Consider the following 16,257-nt stretch of genomic DNA (forward strand, 5'->3'; position numbering starts at 1 on the left):
GCCACCTGGTGGCGCAGTACGTGTACAGCCGGACGGGTCAACCGGACCGCACCATCGTCTTCACCAGCGCGAACGATGGCAGCTGGCGAGTCGACGTGCCGGGAGGCGCCCTGGGTCGGCGCCGCCGACGTCTCGATGGCCGCCACGGCCGACGGGCTGTTCCAGTGCGCCCTGCCGTCGGTCGGCCGACCGGAGTCGGCGAGCTGCGTACGCCTCGGTGACCGCGACGACGCGATCCCGCGCCGGTCGGACCCCCGGATCCAGCATCCGCTCACCGACTGGCTGGACGTGCTCACCGACCGGCGCGCGCCGTTGGCGGTGGCCCCGGCCAGCGCGCCGGAGGGCGTCACCGGCACCTGTTACTCGGTGGAGTCCACCTCGGCGTCGCTCAACGCCCCGCTGGACGTGGGCATCTACTGCTACGACCGGGACGGCACGACGACCGGCGTGCGGACCGGAGCGGGGACGCTGCGGCTGGCCGCGCCACCCGGCCCGGCACCGGCCACCGTGCAACTCGCCGGGCCGGTGGTGGTCGACCGGGACCCGCTCGACACCGCAGCGCCGCCGACGCCTGACCCGTCGGACAGCCCGAGCGCGGGAACGTCCTGATCTTCGTCCCGTTACGGGTGCGTTTCACCACATTTTGCAAGCCCGCCCTGAGCCGCGAATCACCCATACAGGACGATTCACGCCATGGCTGACCTGACCCCGCTGCTCGCCTACCGCTGGAGCCCCTGGGCCTTCGACCCCAGCGCCGAGCTGACCCCGGACGAGGCGGCCTCGCTGCTGGAGGCGGCGCGCTGGGCGCCCTCGGCGGAGAACCGGCAGCCCTGGCGGTTCGCCGTGGGCCACCGGGAAGACGAGACATGGAAGCGCATCCTGATCAGCCTCCCGGGCAGCGACCAGGGATGGGCTCGACACGCGGCCACCCTGGTGGTCGGCGCACACACCGGCGGCGACGCCGAGCGGGCCGCGTACGACCTCGGTCAGGCGATCGCCCACCTGACGTTGCAGGCCACCGCGCTCGGCCTGCACGTGCGCCAGCTCACCCGCTTCGACCAGGCCGGCCTCGCGACCGAGCTCGACCTGCCCGGCGCCGTCCGTCCACTGGTGGTCGCCGCCGTGGGCCGGCTCGGGGACCCGTTCGCCCTCCCGCCCGACCTGCGCGCCCGGGAGATCGGCCTGCGTCGCCGTCGCCCGGTCGCCGACCTGCTGCTCGCCTGATCACCCAGGCGGGTCACCCTCCCCGGCTGGCCCGGAGCAGGACCCTCGCGGCGTCGCTGTTGCGGTAGAGGACGTGCCGACCCTGTCGAGACCGGTGGACCAGCCCGGCTGCGCCCAGCGCGGCCAGGTGCTGGGAGACGTTTCCGGCGGACATGCCGGTGAGTCGGGCCAGGTCGGTGGTGGTGGTCGCCGTGTCGAGCAGGTGCAGCAGTGCGGCGCGGCCGGGGCCGATCACCCGTGCCAGCGGGTCGCCGGGCGGTGGGGCCGTCGCCTCCCAGAGCGTCCCGACCGCCCGGACCGGGTACGCGCCGGCCGGCAGTGAATCCTCCAGCAGGTTCCACAGCACATTCCGCCCGCTGAACACCGTCGGGTTCAGCGCCAACCCGCGACCGCGCAGGTCGAAGTCCCGCTCGAACGTGTCATCGCTGATCACCCGGTCCCCGTGCCAACGCAGGCTCGGGTGGAGCTGCTCGAAGAATCGACCGGCGCCGCTCTCGGCGAGCTGCGCGGCGCGGTACGCCACGTCGGCGTCGAGCAGCGCCCGCATCCGCGGCCAGTCCGGGGCGATCGCCTCGTCGTACCAGACACGCACCGCGTCGACGACCTGCGGCAGCAGCCCGCCGGGGTCGGCGAGCAGCGCCTGCCCGAACGGATTGAGCGGCCGGCGCGGGGTGGTCGCCAGCAGGTCCTGGACCACCACGGCCGGCGGGGTCGCCGCAATCTGGTCGAGCTGCTCGGCCATCTCCACGTTCGGCCGGGCCGCCGGGGTGAGGAAGTCGGGCAACCAGCGCCCCCGCCCGACCAGGTGCGTCAGCGGTCCGACCCGGTCGGCCACCTCGGGACGACGCAGAGTCACCCGGGCCCGGTCGATCCAGGGCAGGTGCACCGCGTAGCGGACCGGGCTGGCCAGCGCCCACATGCTCATGACCGTCTCGTTGACCGGCGACACGGCGAGGCGCACTCGCGCCACGTCGGCCAGACTGAACCGCAATTCGGACATGCCACCCCCGGCGCAGGATTTGGTTCAGCCTAAAAGGCTCGACCGAGGCCGTGGGGGCACGGTTCACTGCCGGCCATGGGGGCCAGAGAAACCATCCGTACCGCTGTCCGAAACGTCGTACCGCCGGCCGGGCTGACCCGCGCCCTGGCCGTGCAGGCGATGGTCTACGCCGTCGGCAGCGGCCTGTTCCACGCCGGCAGCGCCGTCTTCTTCACCCGGGCGCTGGGGCTCAGCGCCGCCCAGGTCGGGCTGGGGCTGTCCATCGCGGCGGGAGTGTCGCTGCTGGGCACGGTGCCGCTGGGCGGGCTCACCGACCGGTACGGGCCGCAGCGGATCTGGATCGTCGGGCTGGTGCTGGACGCGGCGCTCTTCGCGACCTACCCGTTCGTCGGCGGCTTCGCCGGGTTCCTCGCCGTGGTGGTGGCGCTGGCCGCCGTTGACGCCGCGACCGGCGTGGCTCGGCAGGTCTACTCCATCAACGCGCTCCCCCCGGCCGAACGGGTCACGGCGATGGCGTACCAGCGCTCGTCGCTGAACGTCGGCTTCGGGCTGGGAGCGGTGATCAGCGGCCTGGTGCTGGCGGTGGACACCATCGAGGCGTACCGGGGAATGGTGTGGTTCATCTCGACGGTCTTCCTGGTCACGGCTCTCTTCGTGCGGCGACTGCCCCGGCTGCCGCAGGTGGCCCGACCGACCGAGCCGATGAGTCGCCTCGCCGTGCTGCGGGACCGCCCGTTCATGGCGGTGTCCCTGCTCTCCGGGCTGCTCACCGCGCACCAGACGCTCTACCTGACGGTGATGCCGCTGTGGATCCTCACCCACACCGACGCCCCGAAGACGATCATCGCCGGGCTGGTGCTGCTCAACACGGTCCTGATCGTGCTGCTCCAGGTACGCGTCAGCCGGGGCGCCGACTCCGCGTCGGGCGCGGCTCGGGCCTCCCGCCGGGGAGCCCTGCTGATCGCCCTGTTCTGTCTGGTTCTGCCGATCTCCGGGCTGACCCGGGGCGCGCTCACCGTGGTGGTGCTGGTGGCCGCCGCGACGGTGCTGATCCTGGCCGAGCTGATCGAGTCGGCGGGCGCCTGGGGCCTCACCGCCACCCTGCCGCCGGCCGACCAGCGCGGCGCGTACGTGGGGGCGTTCCGGCTCGGCTCCCAAGTGCAGTACCTGATCGCCCCGGTCGGTCTGACCGCGCTCGGGGTGACCACCGGCGGGTGGGGATGGATACCGGCCGCAGCGATCTTCGTGCTGGTCGGGATGGCGATCGTACCCGTGGTGGGTTGGGCCGGGCGGACACCGCGGCTGGGTGCTGCGGCGCCGGAGCGGACCATGACGCCGGTCCCATAGTCCGGACCTGCCTTCCCACCCCCCGTTTCATCACGTAGGGTGACCTGGTCATGTGGCAGGCGCTTGTTCTCCTTAGCCGCCGCGACGAGGCCTGACCGGCCGGCACCTCGTCGCGGAGTTGCATCGCGCCGTCCAGCACATCCGATTTTCTTCTCGGCACCGCCGCGCACCGTTGCCCGGCATCTCGCCGACACCTTCCGATCTGCTGACGCCACATGTTCCAGGGAGCACTCTGAGATGGCTCAACCTGTCACCGATGCCGAGACCGATCCGTTCGCTCGGCAACGCCCGAGCCGGATGCCGTACCACCGCTACCAGCCCTACCGGGAGCAGTTCCGGGTCGAGCTGCCGGACCGCAGCTGGCCCACCCGCACCGTCGAGGCGGCCCCACGGTGGTGCGCGGTGGATCTCCGCGACGGCAACCAGGCACTGATCGACCCGATGTCGCCCGAGCGCAAGCGGCGGATGTTCCAGCTGCTGGTCCAGATGGGCTACAAGGAGATCGAGGTCGGCTTCCCGTCGGCCAGCCAGACCGACTTCGACTTCGTCCGGCAGCTCATCGAGCAGGACATGATCCCGGACGACGTGACCATCCAGGTGCTCACGCAGTGCCGGGAGCACCTCATCGAGCGGACCTTCGAGTCGCTGCGCGGCGCGAAGCGGGCCATCGTGCACTTCTACAACTCGACCTCCACCCTCCAGCGTCGGGTGGTCTTCGGCCTGGATCGGGACGGCATCTCCGACATCGCCACGACCGGCGCTCGGCTCTGCCAGAAGTACGCGGAGATCCACACTCCGGACACCGACATCTTCTACGAGTACTCGCCGGAGTCGTACACGGGCACCGAGCTGGAGTACGCGCTGGAGGTCTGCTCCCGGGTGATCGACGTGATCGACCCGACGCCGGACCGGCCGCTGATCATCAACCTGCCGGCCACCGTCGAGATGGCCACCCCCAACGTGTACGCCGACTCGATCGAGTGGATGCACCGGCACCTGCCGCGCCGCGACAGCGTGATCCTGAGCCTGCACCCGCACAACGACCGGGGCACCGGGGTGGCCGCCGCCGAGCTGGGCCTGCTGGCCGGCGCGGACCGGATCGAGGGCTGCCTGTTCGGCAACGGCGAGCGCACCGGCAACGTGGACCTGGTGACGCTGGGGCTCAACCTCTTCTCCCAGGGCATCGACCCGATGATCGACTTCTCGAACATCGACGAGATCCGGCGCGCCGTCGAATATTGCAACCAACTGCCGGTGCACGAGCGCCACCCGTACGCGGGCGACCTGGTCTACACCGCCTTCTCCGGCTCCCACCAGGACGCCATCAAGAAGGGCTTCGACGCCCTGGCGGCCGACGCGAAGGCTGCCGGCGTACCGGTGGACGAGCAGACCTGGGCCGTGCCGTACCTGCCGATCGACCCGAAGGACCTGGGCCGCACCTACGAGGCGGTCATCCGGGTCAACTCGCAGTCCGGCAAGGGCGGCGTCGCGTACATCATGAAGAGCGAGCACCAACTGGACCTGCCGCGGCGGCTCCAGATCGAGTTCTCCGGGGTGGTGCAGCAGGTCACCGACCACGACGGTGGCGAGGTCGACCCGGGCGCCATGTGGGAGATCTTCGCGACGCACTACCTGCTCGACCACCAGCCCGCCCCGGCCGTCCGGTTGTCCAGCTACACGATCGGCACGATCGACGGCAAGGTCGAGATCGAGGCCCAGGTCGGCGTGGGCGACGAGCACCGCTCGCTCACCGCGGTCGGCAACGGCCCGATCGACGCGTACGTGAACGCGCTGCACTCGATCGGCGTGGGCGTGCGGGTGCTCGACTACCACGAGCACGCGCTCTCCTCCGGTGGGGACGCGCAGGCCGCCGCGTACGTGGAGTGCGAGGTGGACAGTCGTACGGTCTGGGGTGTCGGCACCGACGCCAACATCGTCACCGCCTCGATCAAGGCGGTCACCAGCGCCGTCAACCGCGCCCGCCGCTGACCTACGCGCGACACCCCCGGAGCAGCTACTTCGGGGGTGTCGCGGCGGGCATCGAGTGGCAGGGCTGCGACGGCGGGGCTGCCCGAGGCGGTCGGTGGACCAGCACGAGGGCCAGCACCGCCCCGGCCACGAGCAGGCCTGCGCACCACTCCATCGCGCCCCGGAACGCGTCGGTCAGCTCGGCCTTCTGCTCGTACCCGCCCCCGGACAGGCCGACCAGCAGCGGCAGCGCCGCCACCGCGAGCAGACCGCCGGCCCGGGACGCCGCGTTGTTGAAGCCGCTGGCGACCCCGGAGAACCGGTCCTGCACGGCGGCCAGCACCGACGCGGTCAGTGGTGCCACGACCAGGGTCAGCCCGATGCCGAAGAGCAGCACCCCGGGCAGCACGTCGGTCCAGTACGACGCGCCCGGTCCCACGCCGCGCAGCAGCAACAGACCGATCGCGGCCACCACCGGTCCGATGGCCAACGGCAGCCGGGGGCCGATCCGGGCCGACAAGGCTCCGGCTCGGGCCGACCCGACCAACAGCAGCAGGGTCATCGGCAGCAGCGCGATGCCGGTGCGGAAGGCGGACCACTCGACCACGTTCTGCAGGTAGACGGCGAAGAAGAAGGTGAAGCCGCCGAGCGCCGCGTAGACGACCACCGTGAAGATGTTCAGCACCGAGAAGAGCCGACTGCTGAACAGCCCGGTGGGCAACATCGCGGCGTCGCCGCGCCGCCGTTCCAACAGGACGAAGGACACCGCCGACAGCACTCCGACCACTGCCGCGATCAGCACCGGCGCGGAGTCGAAGCCGCGCGCCGGTGCGTCGATCAGGGCGTACGTGACACCGGCGAGCGCGAGTGCTCCGAGCAGGGCTCCCGCGACGTCGAACCGCCGTCGGGTCCGCCCCGGGTCTTCGGTCCGGGAGGCGCTCTCGTCCCGGCTCTCCGGCACCCAGTGCATCGCGGCCAGCACCACCAGCACGGCGATCGGCAGGTTCAGGAAGAAGATCCAACGCCAGGAGAGCGCGTCGATCAGCCAACCACCGATGAACGGGCCGAGCGCTGTGGACACCCCGGACAGCCCGGCCCAGGCGCCGATCGCCCGGCCCCGGTCGTCCGGGTGGAAGCTGGCCTGGAGCACCGACAGCGACCCGGGTGTGAGCAACGCCCCGCCGGCTCCCTGGAGGAACCGGGCCGCGATCAGCCACCCGGTGCCCTGGGCCAGCCCGCACAGCACGGACGCGGCGGTGAACCAGACCACGCCGATGAGGAAGATGCGTCGCCGACCGAAGCGGTCCCCGAGTGCGCCACCGAGCAGCACGAAAGCCGCCAGCATCAGCAGGTAGCCGTTGATGGTCCACTGGAGATCGGCCACGTTCGCGCCGAGATCCTGCCCGAGCTTCGGCAGCGCCACGTTGACGACAGTGCTGTCGAGGAAGACCATGCCTGAGGCGAGTACGGCGGCGAGCAGCGTCCCACGGCCGGCGGCGGTGCCCATTCGGAGGGCAGGCGCCGGTACGGGTGCGGTCATCCCACCAATCTGCCCTGCCTGATGTGGGAGACGCCACGAAATGCCAAAACCATCCCCGGGTACTGTGCGCAATCGCCGGGAGACCGCAAGCTGGAGAGGTGTCGTCTGTGCGTACCACATCAGGACCGCGAGCGGCGGTGATCGCGCTCGCCGCGACGCTGACGCTCGGCGTGGCCGGTTGCGTCCCGCAGGACGAGCCGGACACTCCGCCGTCGAGCGGCGGCGGCAATGCCGTGCAGCAGCTCGGCCAGCTCACCGTCGCCACCGCCGGCTCGATGAAGGGCTACAGCCGGGACCACTTCCCGCACTGGCGGGACACCGGCAAGAACTGCGACGTGCGGGACAGCATCCTCCAGCGCGACGGCAAGGACGTGAAACTCTCCGGCTGCAACGTGGTCGGTGGTCGCTGGGAGAGCGTGTACGACGGCCGCAGCGCCGCCGATCCCGCCGATGTGGACATCGACCACATGGTGCCGTTGGCCAACGCGTGGCGCTCGGGTGCCGACGAGTGGGACGACCGCAAGCGCGGCGACTTCGCCAACGACACGACACGTCCGCAGCTCCTCGCGGTTTCGGCGTCCTCGAACCGGTCAAAGGGTGACCAGGACCCGTCGCAGTGGAAGCCGGCGAACCGTGAGTACTGGTGCAAGTACGCTGAGAGCTGGGTGACGGTCAAGCACTACTGGCGGCTGACGGTGACCACCGCCGAGAAGGCTGCCCTGACCGACATGTTGGAGGGCTGCACAGTGGGGAGTGAATCGTGACCGCCGCCGAGGAGAGCGCTGGCACCGGCCCGGCCGCCGCCGGCATGACCGCTGACGGCACCGCCGAGGCGCCCGCCGCGGTGCCGGGTGCCGGCATGGTCGCGGATGCGGGCGGGGCCGCTGGCCCGCAGAGCCGCACCACCGACATCGTGCCCGGCCCAGGCGGGGTGATGACCGACGAGGTCGGCGTCGTCACCGGCGACCTGACCCTGCGCACCGAGTACGCGGACGGCAAGGTCACCCTGCGGGTGCAGTACAAGGACGCCGACGAGTGGTATGTGGTCACCGGCGCGTCGGTGGCGTTGGCCGACCCGGCGGGGCTGGACGCGGTGCACGGCGTCGCGGTGGGTCTGCTCAACCGCCCGGAGGGCTGAGCAGCTCCGACGTCGCCGGCACCGCGTCCAGTCTCAGACGTACGAGCCGGGCTCGGTGGGCGCGGAGACCACGGCCGGCGCGTCCCCCTCGCCCTCGGGGCGGACGATCTGCGCGCTGACCCCGTGCGGGCGCAGCTCGCCGCTGGCGATCTGCTCGGCCCAGTGGCAGGCCACCCGGCTGACACCGATGTCCCGCAGCACGGGCCGCTCGTCCGCGCAGCGGGTGGGCTGCGCCCACGGGCAGCGCGTGTGGAAACGGCAACCGGACGGCGGGTTGGCCGGCGACGGCAGGTCACCGGCGAGCAGGATCCGCTCCCGACGGTCCTCCACGTCCGGGTCCGGCACCGGCACCGCGGACATCAACGCCCGGGTGTACGGGTGCAGCGGCTCGTTGTAGAGACGGTCGCTCGGTGCCTCCTCGACCAGCGCGCCCAGGTACATGACGCCGACGGTGTCGGAGATGTGCCGGACCACCGCGAGGTCGTGCGCGATCACCAGGTAGGTCAGCCCCAGGCTGTCCTGAAGTTCGTCGAGCAGGTTGACGACCTGGGCCTGGATCGACACGTCGAGTGCCGAGACCGGCTCGTCGGCCACGATCAGCTCCGGCCCGAGCACCAGCGCCCGGGCGATGCCGATGCGCTGCCGCTGCCCGCCGGAGAACTCGTGCGGATAGCGGGACAACGCCCAGCGGGGCAGCCCCACCGCGTCCAGGGTCTCCCCGATGATCCGCCTGCGGTCGGTGCGGTCGGCGCCGATCCCGTGGGTCTGGAGGCCCTCGGTCAGGATCGACTCGACGTTCTGCCGCGGGTCGAGGCTGGACATCGGGTCCTGGAAGATCATCTGCATCCGGCGACGCATGCTGCGCAGCTTGCCGGGCGCCAGCGTGGTCAGCTCGACGCCGTCGAAGCTCACCTCGCCCGCGGTCGGCGGGGTGAGCTGGAGCAGCGCCCGACCGAGCGTGGACTTACCGCAGCCGGACTCGCCGACCAGGCCGTACGTCTTTCCACGCGCGATGCTCAGGTCGACCCCGTCGACGGCCTTCACGTGGCCGACCACCCGGTCGAAGAGCACACCCCGCTTGATCGGGAAGTGCACCTTCAGGTCACGTACCTCGACGAGGATGTCATTCTCGCTCACGCTGATTCCTCCTCGCGCGGGGCGGGCACCGTGCCGGGCACCGGCTCCGGGTTCACGCACCGGTAGCTACGTCCGTCGTACGCCTGCACCAGCTCCGGCGGCTCGCCCACGCACTCGTCGATCCGTCGGGAGCAGCGCGGGGCGAAGGCACAGCCGTCCGGCCAGGGCAGCAGGTCGCGGACCGAACCGGGGATCGGGTTGAGCTTCTCGCCCCGCCCGGCGTCCAGGCGCGGCACCGAGCCGAGCAGACCCACTGTGTACGGGTGCCGCGGCTGGCGGAACAGTGGACGACGGCGGGCCGTCTCCACCACCCGACCGCCGTAGAGCACGTTGACGGTGTCGACCATGCCGGCCACCACACCGAGATCGTGCGTGATCATCAGCAGCGCGGTGCCGGAGTCCCGGACCAGGTCCTTGAGGAGCTCCAGGATCTGGGCCTGGATGGTGACGTCCAGCGCGGTGGTCGGCTCGTCGGCGATGAGCAGCCGAGGCTGGCAGGCCACCGCCATCGCGATGAGCGCACGCTGGCGCATGCCACCGGAGAGCTGGTGCGGGTATTCCTTCAGCCGCCGCTTCGGGTCCGGGATGCCGACCCGGTCCAGCAGCTCCGCCGCCTCCTTGGCGGCGGCCGCACCCTTCATCCCCCGGTGCCGGGTCAGCACCTCGGTCACCTGCAACCCGATCGGGATCACCGGGTTCAGCGAGGAGAGCGGGTCCTGGAAGATCATCGCGATGTCCCGGCCACGGATGTCCCGCCGTGACCGGTCGTCGAGCTGGAGCAGGTCCGTGCCGTCGAAGACGGCCTTGCCGCCGACCCGGAGGCCGGGTTGCTTCGGCAGCAGACCCATGATCGCGAGCGAGGTGACGCTCTTGCCGCAGCCGGACTCGCCGACCAGGCCGACCACCTCACCGGCGTCGACCGAGAAGGACACCCCGTCGACCGCGTGTACGGCCCGCTGGCCGCGCCGGGCGAACGTGACGGACAGATCGTCAACTTCGAGCAGTGCCATTAGGGGCCTACTTCCGCAGCTTCGGGTCGAGGGCCTCACGCATCGCCTCACCGAGCAGGGTGAAGCCGAGCGCGGTGATGATGATCGCGACGGCCGGGTAGATCGCCAGCGACGGCCGGATACCGAGGTACTGCTGCGCGTCGGCGAGCATGACACCCCACTCCGGTACGGCCGTGTCCGGGTTGCCGAGGCCGAGGAACGAGAGCGCCGCAGCCTCGATGATCGCGGTGGCCAGGGTCAGCGTGGCCTGCACGATCACCGGGGCGAGCGAGTTCGGCACCACGTGGGTCAGCGCGATCTTCGACTTCTTGACACCGAGCGAGGTGGCCGCCAGCACGTAGTCGCTGTTGGCCTGGGAGATCATCGAGCCGCGCAGCAGCCGGGCGAACACCGGCACCGAGACCACGCCGACCGCGATCATCACAGTGGTCAGGCTGGCCCCGAGCAGGGCGGCGATGCTCACCGCGAGCAGCAGGCTCGGCATCGCCAGCAGCATGTCGATGAACCGCATCAGGGTCGTGTCGATCCAGCGCCCCCACCGGCCACCGAGACCGGCCGCGGCACCGGAGACGCCACCGATGACCGCGCCGATCGCCAGACCGATCAGGGTGGAGACCACACCGACGAGCAGGGTCTGGCGGGCACCCACGATCATCCGGCTGAACTCGTCACGGCCCTGGTGGTCGTAGCCGAACCAGTGGTCGCCGTTCGGGCCGGGAATGACACCGGGCTTGATCAGCCCTTCCCGGATGCCGATGGTGTCCGTCGCCGCGTACGGCACGAGGAACGGTCCGATGACCGCGACCAGCACGAAGAGCGCCAGGATGACGGCGCCGACGATCGCGGCCGGGTTGCCGCGCAGCCGGCGGAACGCCTCCTGCCAGAGGCTGACGCCACGCTCGTCGTCACGGGCGGCCAGTTCGGAGAGCCGGTCGATCTTCTCGCGCTTCTTGCCCGGGCTGAGTGTCATCGCACCCTCACCCTCGGGTCGATGAAGCTGTAGGAGAGGTCCACCAGGAGGTTCACCAGCACGTACACCACCGCGATGATCAGAATGAAGCCCATCAGCACCGGATAGTCGCGCTGGCCGATGGCCTCGGCGACGAATGCTCCGATGCCACTGAAGGCGAAGACGGTCTCGGTCAGCACGGCGCCGGAGAGCAGGCCGCCCGCGAGCAGACCGATCGAGGTGGCCACCGGCAGCATCGCGTTGCGCAGCACGTGCCGGCGACGGACCGTCTGCTCGGTCAGGCCCTTCGCCTCGGCGGTGCGCACGAAGTCCTCGTTGAGCACCTCCAGCACGCTCGCCCGGGTGATCCGGACGATGATCGCCAGCGGGATGCTGGCCAGCGCGATGGCGGGCAGCACCAGATGCCAGAGCGCGTCGGCGGCGGCGTCCCACTCGCGGGTCATCAGGCCATCGAGGACGAAGAAGTTGGTGACCCGGGTCGCCTCCAGCGTCGGGTCCTGCCGGCCGCTGGACGGGAACCAGTGCAGGTTCTCCGAGAAGATCGCCTTGAGCACGTAGCCCAGGAAGAACACCGGGATGCAGATGCCGATCAGCGAACCGCCCACGGACGCGTGGTCCAGGAAACGGCCGCGACGGCGGGCGGCCAGGTAGCCCAGCGGGATGCCGATGCCGATCGCGATGATCATCGCGGTGATGGTCAGCTCGACGGTGCCGGGGAAGCGCTCGATGAACTCCGTGGTGACCGCCCGCTTGGTGGAGGTCGAGGTGCCCAGGTCGAGCTTGATCATCCGGCGGACGAACCGGCCGTACTGCACCAGGATGGGCTCGTCGAGCCCCATGTTGCGGCGGATGGCGGCACGCATCTCGGGCGTGCCGCGCTCGCCGAGGATGGCGGTCTCGGGGCCGCCGGGGAGCCGGCGGAGCCAGATGAAGAGCAGAAGGGAGAGCCCGAACAGCGTGGGTATCAGCTGAAGCAGGCGCCTGACGATGAACCGGAACACGGCGGCCTCGAAGGGGTGCGGAGGGTTGCGGGCGGGCGCTGTGCGACAGCGCCCGCCCGCGTTCCTTGCGTCAGATCAGGACTTACTTGAACTCGGCGGTTGCGAAGCGCTCGTCGGTGAGCGGGCTCGCCTTGACGCCGGTCACGTCCTTGCCGAACACGATCGCCGGCGGCGAGTGCGAGATCGGCACACCGGGCAGGAACTCCATCACGGACTTGTTCAGGGCCTTGTACTTCTCAGTCCGGGCCGCGATGTCCGCGGTGGTGTCCGCGTCCTTGAACTGGTCGAACAGGGCCTTGTTGTTGAAGCCCCACTCGTCCTTCGGCCGGTCGAAGAAGGTGCCGATGAAGTTGTAGGCGTCGCCGTAGTCACCGGTCCAGCCCAGGAAGTGGATGTCGTGCTTGCTGCCCGAGGTGGTGGCGTTGAGGTAGTCCGGGCTCCACTTGAGCGGGATCGCCTCGACGGTGATGCCAACCGCCTTCAGGTCCGCCGACAGCAACTCGAAGATGTCCTTCGGGTTCGGCATGTACGGCCGGGTGACCTCGGTCGGGTAGTGGAACTTCAGCGTCAGGTTCGACGCGCCCGCCTCGGCCAGCAGCGCCTTCGCCTTGGCCGGGTCGTAGTTGTACTTCGGAACGTCGCCGCTCCAGCCCTCGACGGTGTCGGGCATGAAGTTCTCGGCGACCTTGGCGCCCGGGGGCAGCTTCGAGTCGACCAGCTGCTGACGGTTCAGCGCGTACGCGATGGCCTGCCGGACCCTCGGGTCGGCGAGCTTCGGGTTGCCCTTCTGGTTGATCGCCAGGTAGAGCACGTTGAACGCCGGGCGGGTGAGCATGTTGAAGCCCTCGCCCTTCAGCGGCTCGACGTCGGCCGGGCCAACCAGGTCGTAGCCCTGGATGTCACCGGAGCGCAGCGCCTGCTTGCGGGCGTTCTCGTCCGAGATCGTCTTGAAGATCAGGGTCTTCAGCTTGGCCTTGGCGCCCGAGTAGTCGTCGTTGCGCTCCAGGGTCAGCGTCTTGTTGGCGACGTCCCAGGCCTTGAACTTGAACGGGCCGGTGCCGGTCGGGTGCGCCGTCGCGTACGCCGGGTACTTGATGTCCTCGGCGGTGCCCGCGACGTTGCTCGCGTCGAACTCCTGCAGCGCCTTCGGGCTGTGGATGGAGAACGAGGGGAGCATCAGCGCGGCCGGGATCTTGCTGGAGACCCGGGTGAACGCCAGGTCCACAGTGGTCGCGTCCTTGGCGGCGCACGACTTGAAGAGGCTCGTCGGCAGGTCTTCGCTCTCGTTCTTCGCGAAGCCACCCATGACGTCCTGCCAGTACGCGGTCACGTCCGGGCTCTGCATGAGGCCCTTGGCGTTGTACCAGCGGTTGAAGTTGACGCAGACGGCCTCGGCGTTGAAGTCGGTGCCGTCGTGGAACTTCACGCCCGAACGGAGCTTGAAGGTCCAGGTGGTGCCCGCGGCGTCCGGGGTCCAGGACTCGGCCAGGCCGGGGGTGACCTTGGTGCCACCCTCCTCCGGTCGGACCAGGGTCTCGAAGACCTGACGCGCCACGCGCAGCGACTCACCGTCGCTGGCGAAGCTCGGGTCGAGCACCTTCGGGTCTCCGGCGACGCCGAAGACGAGGGTGTCCTTCTTGCTACCGCCGGATTTGTCGTCGTCGCGGTTGCTCTCGGCGCAGCCTGCTACCGCGAGGGCCGCGACCGCGATGGCCGCGATCGCGACCTTCGGCCTGGGTGCACGCATGTGTGCTTCACCTCGTCCTTGGGGGTACGGACAACGTGGTGACAGGGGTCACCGATGGCGGTGACCATAGCTCCCGTTGCGTCCACCCGGAAACCGCCAGGTGGACGGTTGGTATCGGATCGTGCCTCAACCGCCGCTTGACATTCGATTCGAAGGTAAACGGCCCTAAAAACCGATCAATCTGCACCCGCGATGCCAAACTGTTACGTCGAACAGCCCCGATGAGGGATCAAGTGTCAGATCAATTCCGGGCAGTGACACTCACCGACACGACGATGGCCGGCACCCGGTTCGGGCGCCGGCCATCGGCCGTGAATGGATGTCAGACCGCCCGGCGACCCTCGAAGGCCCGGCCAAGGGTGATCTCGTCGGCGTACTCCAGGTCGCCGCCGACCGGCAGCCCACTGGCCAGTCGGCTCACCGCGATGCCCATCGGCTTCACCATCAGGGCCAGGTAGGTGGCGGTCGCCTCGCCCTCGGTGTTCGGGTCCGTGGCCAGGATCAACTCCCGCACCCCGCCACCACCGAGCCGAATCAGCAGCTCCCGGATGCGCAGATTGTCCGGGCCGATCCCCTCCAGCGGATTGATCGCGCCGCCCAGCACGTGATAGCGACCGCGGAACTCACCCGTCCGCTCGACGGCCACCACGTCCTTGGGCTCCTCCACCACGCACAGCACCTCGTCGGTGCGGCGCGGGTCGCGGCAGATCCGGCACTGTTCGGACTCGGCCACGTTGTAGCAGGTCGTGCAGAACCGCACCAGCTCCTTGACCTTGCGCAGCGCGCCGGCCAGCCGGTTGACGTCGGCAGGATCCGCCGACAGGACGTGGAACGCGATCCGCTGAGCGCTCTTCGGGCCCACGCCCGGCAGCCGACCCAGCTCGTCGATCAGGTCCTGGATGGCACCTTCGTACATCTGCCGCCTCAGAAACCGGGCAGGCCGAGGCCGCCCATGCCACCGGCGACCGGGCCCATCTTGCGCTCGGTCAGCTCCCGGGCCGCCTCGGCGGCGTTGTGCACGGCCGCGACGACCAGGTCCTCCAGCGTCTCCACGTCATCCGGGTCGACGGCCTTCGGGTCGATTTTGATGGCCTTGAGCTCACCGGAGCCGGAGACGGTCGCGGTGACCAGCCCACCGCCGGCGGTGCCGGTCAGCTCGGCCTCGGCCAGCTCAGCCTGGGCGGCGGCGATCTGCTGCTGCATCTTCTGCGCCTGCTTCAGCATCTGCTGCATGTTCGGCTGTCCACCTGGGCGCACGGATGGCTCCTTCTCGCACTTGTCTGCTCGGCCGCCGCCCAGCCTATCCGCTGGGACCGACCCCGCCCCGCCCGGAGGCGTCCGCCCACGCCGAGCCTTCGGGTACGGCTACCACTACCCCGAACCGGGCATCTGCCGGTAGTGCGCCCAGAGCCGTCGCACTGGTGTGCTCGTGGCATGAATCTCAACCCCACCGGCCGGGTCGGCGCGCTGTGCTGGGCCGCGGCAGCACCGATCTTCCTCGTCGCCAGCCTGGTCACCGGCCTGCGGTGGCGCGAACCGACCTACAGCTGGGCCCTGCACAACATCAGCGACCTCGGCAACGCCCACTGCGGCATCTGGGACACCAGGCCCCGCTACGTCTGCTCGCCCTGGCACCCGCTGATGAACGCCGCGATGCTGACCACCGGAGTGCTGCTCGCCGCCGGGCTCCTGCTGACCTGGCGACTGCTCGGTCGCGGCGGCGTGGTGCGCTCGGCCCAGACGCTCCTGCTGGTGGCCGCCGGCGGGTACGCCCTGGCGGCCCTCTACCCGGCCGACGTCGACGAGAACCTGCACGTCCTCGGCGCATTCCTGATCATGGGTCTGGGCAACGTCGGCCTGCTCCTCGCCGGCTTCGCGCCGGGCACCACGACGCTCGGCCGGTGGCGACCGCTCACCCTCACCGCAGGGCTCATCGCCCTGGTAGGAACCGTGTTGTTCTTTGCCCAACAGGGCGTCGGGATCGGGGTGGGCGGCATGGAACGGGTTGCAGTGCTGCCCTTCCCCCTCTGGGCCTGCTGCCTCGGCGTCCTGCTGGCCGAAAGACCTGCCAGCCTGCCTCGCTCAAACCCAAGCAAGGTCCACTAGTTCCTTGATCGTTGGCAGCTGAGCAACTCGACACGCCGCACACGGCACTGCTGAGCTGCCACCGATCGC

At 70.2% G+C, this 16,257-nt stretch carries 16 protein-coding genes; 7 read left to right on the forward strand and 9 right to left on the reverse strand.

The features are described from left to right. Window positions 1-75 precede the first annotated feature (75 nt). Together AC3CF1_RS18260 and AC3CF1_RS18265 are read left to right on the forward strand one after the other, a co-directional pair. Window positions 76-609, forward strand: a complete 534-nt coding sequence (locus tag AC3CF1_RS18260) for a hypothetical protein (protein WP_488450905.1) — start codon at window positions 76-78, stop codon at window positions 607-609. An 84-nt stretch (window positions 610-693) separates the two neighbouring features. After that, on the forward strand, window positions 694-1,224 hold the full coding sequence (locus AC3CF1_RS18265; protein WP_088950593.1) for a nitroreductase family protein: 531 nt from the start codon (window positions 694-696) through the stop codon (window positions 1,222-1,224). 13 nt (window positions 1,225-1,237) lie between these two features. Here AC3CF1_RS18265 and AC3CF1_RS18270 read toward each other — a convergent pair whose 3' ends face one another. After that, entirely contained in the window at window positions 1,238-2,224 is a 987-nt protein-coding gene (locus AC3CF1_RS18270; RefSeq protein ID WP_210791390.1) for an ArsR/SmtB family transcription factor, read from the reverse strand. 75 nt (window positions 2,225-2,299) lie between these two features. Here AC3CF1_RS18270 and AC3CF1_RS18275 point away from each other — a divergent pair, with 75 nt between their 5' ends. Together AC3CF1_RS18275 and leuA are read left to right on the forward strand one after the other, a co-directional pair. Then, window positions 2,300-3,571: an MFS transporter gene (locus tag AC3CF1_RS18275; RefSeq protein ID WP_488450906.1), complete on the forward strand. Its 1,272-nt coding sequence runs from the start codon at window positions 2,300-2,302 to the stop codon at window positions 3,569-3,571. Between the two features lie 237 nt (window positions 3,572-3,808). Further along, window positions 3,809-5,560 (forward strand): 2-isopropylmalate synthase, encoded by a 1,752-nt coding sequence (leuA, locus tag AC3CF1_RS18280; RefSeq protein WP_488450907.1) that lies wholly within the window; start codon window positions 3,809-3,811, stop codon window positions 5,558-5,560. A gap of 25 nt (window positions 5,561-5,585) precedes the next feature. On the opposite strand, the gene AC3CF1_RS18285 is transcribed toward leuA, so the two are convergent. Beyond that, entirely contained in the window at window positions 5,586-7,079 is a 1,494-nt protein-coding gene (locus tag AC3CF1_RS18285; RefSeq protein ID WP_141911680.1) for an MFS transporter, read from the reverse strand. 107 nt (window positions 7,080-7,186) lie between these two features. On the opposite strand from AC3CF1_RS18285, the gene AC3CF1_RS18290 reads away from it, so the two are divergent. Continuing rightward, window positions 7,187-7,843, forward strand: a complete 657-nt coding sequence (locus AC3CF1_RS18290) for an HNH endonuclease family protein (protein WP_141911682.1) — start codon at window positions 7,187-7,189, stop codon at window positions 7,841-7,843. Further along, a complete protein-coding gene (locus AC3CF1_RS18295; RefSeq protein ID WP_328369236.1) occupies window positions 7,840-8,217 on the forward strand; it encodes a hypothetical protein in 378 nt (125 codons plus the stop codon). Before AC3CF1_RS18290 ends, AC3CF1_RS18295 begins: the two co-directional genes overlap by 4 nt. A gap of 33 nt (window positions 8,218-8,250) precedes the next feature. Here AC3CF1_RS18295 and AC3CF1_RS18300 read toward each other — a convergent pair whose 3' ends face one another. The 7 genes from AC3CF1_RS18300 to AC3CF1_RS18330 all read right to left on the reverse strand — a co-directional run bounded on the left by AC3CF1_RS18300 (window position 8,251) and on the right by AC3CF1_RS18330 (window position 15,315). Further along, the gene (locus AC3CF1_RS18300; protein ID WP_088950600.1) at window positions 8,251-9,354 is read right to left on the reverse strand and encodes an ABC transporter ATP-binding protein; all 1,104 of its coding nucleotides are present in this window, start codon (window positions 9,352-9,354) and stop codon (window positions 8,251-8,253) included. Continuing rightward, entirely contained in the window at window positions 9,351-10,364 is a 1,014-nt protein-coding gene (locus tag AC3CF1_RS18305) for an ABC transporter ATP-binding protein (protein WP_328369233.1), read from the reverse strand. Before AC3CF1_RS18305 ends, AC3CF1_RS18300 begins: the two co-directional genes overlap by 4 nt. Window positions 10,365-10,371: 7 nt before the next feature. Then, on the reverse strand, window positions 10,372-11,334 hold the full coding sequence (locus tag AC3CF1_RS18310) for an ABC transporter permease (RefSeq protein ID WP_088950602.1): 963 nt from the start codon (window positions 11,332-11,334) through the stop codon (window positions 10,372-10,374). Further along, window positions 11,331-12,335, reverse strand: a complete 1,005-nt coding sequence (locus AC3CF1_RS18315; RefSeq protein ID WP_088950603.1) for an ABC transporter permease — start codon at window positions 12,333-12,335, stop codon at window positions 11,331-11,333. The genes AC3CF1_RS18310 and AC3CF1_RS18315 overlap by 4 nt, the downstream gene beginning before the upstream one ends. Window positions 12,336-12,417: 82 nt before the next feature. Next, complete coding sequence (locus AC3CF1_RS18320; RefSeq protein ID WP_488450908.1) at window positions 12,418-14,082, reverse strand: ABC transporter substrate-binding protein; 1,665 nt, start codon at window positions 14,080-14,082, stop codon at window positions 12,418-12,420. Between the two features lie 322 nt (window positions 14,083-14,404). After that, window positions 14,405-14,998: a recombination mediator RecR gene (gene recR / locus AC3CF1_RS18325; RefSeq protein ID WP_088950605.1), complete on the reverse strand. Its 594-nt coding sequence runs from the start codon at window positions 14,996-14,998 to the stop codon at window positions 14,405-14,407. 8 nt (window positions 14,999-15,006) lie between these two features. Further along, on the reverse strand, window positions 15,007-15,315 hold the full coding sequence (locus AC3CF1_RS18330) for a YbaB/EbfC family nucleoid-associated protein (protein WP_007466279.1): 309 nt from the start codon (window positions 15,313-15,315) through the stop codon (window positions 15,007-15,009). A gap of 201 nt (window positions 15,316-15,516) precedes the next feature. Here AC3CF1_RS18330 and AC3CF1_RS18335 point away from each other — a divergent pair, with 201 nt between their 5' ends. After that, window positions 15,517-16,188, forward strand: coding sequence for a DUF998 domain-containing protein (locus tag AC3CF1_RS18335; RefSeq protein WP_488450909.1), 672 nt, complete (start codon window positions 15,517-15,519; stop codon window positions 16,186-16,188). Window positions 16,189-16,257 lie beyond the last annotated feature (69 nt).

It is taken from the genome of Micromonospora sp. MGP-C2 (assembly GCF_057766525.1).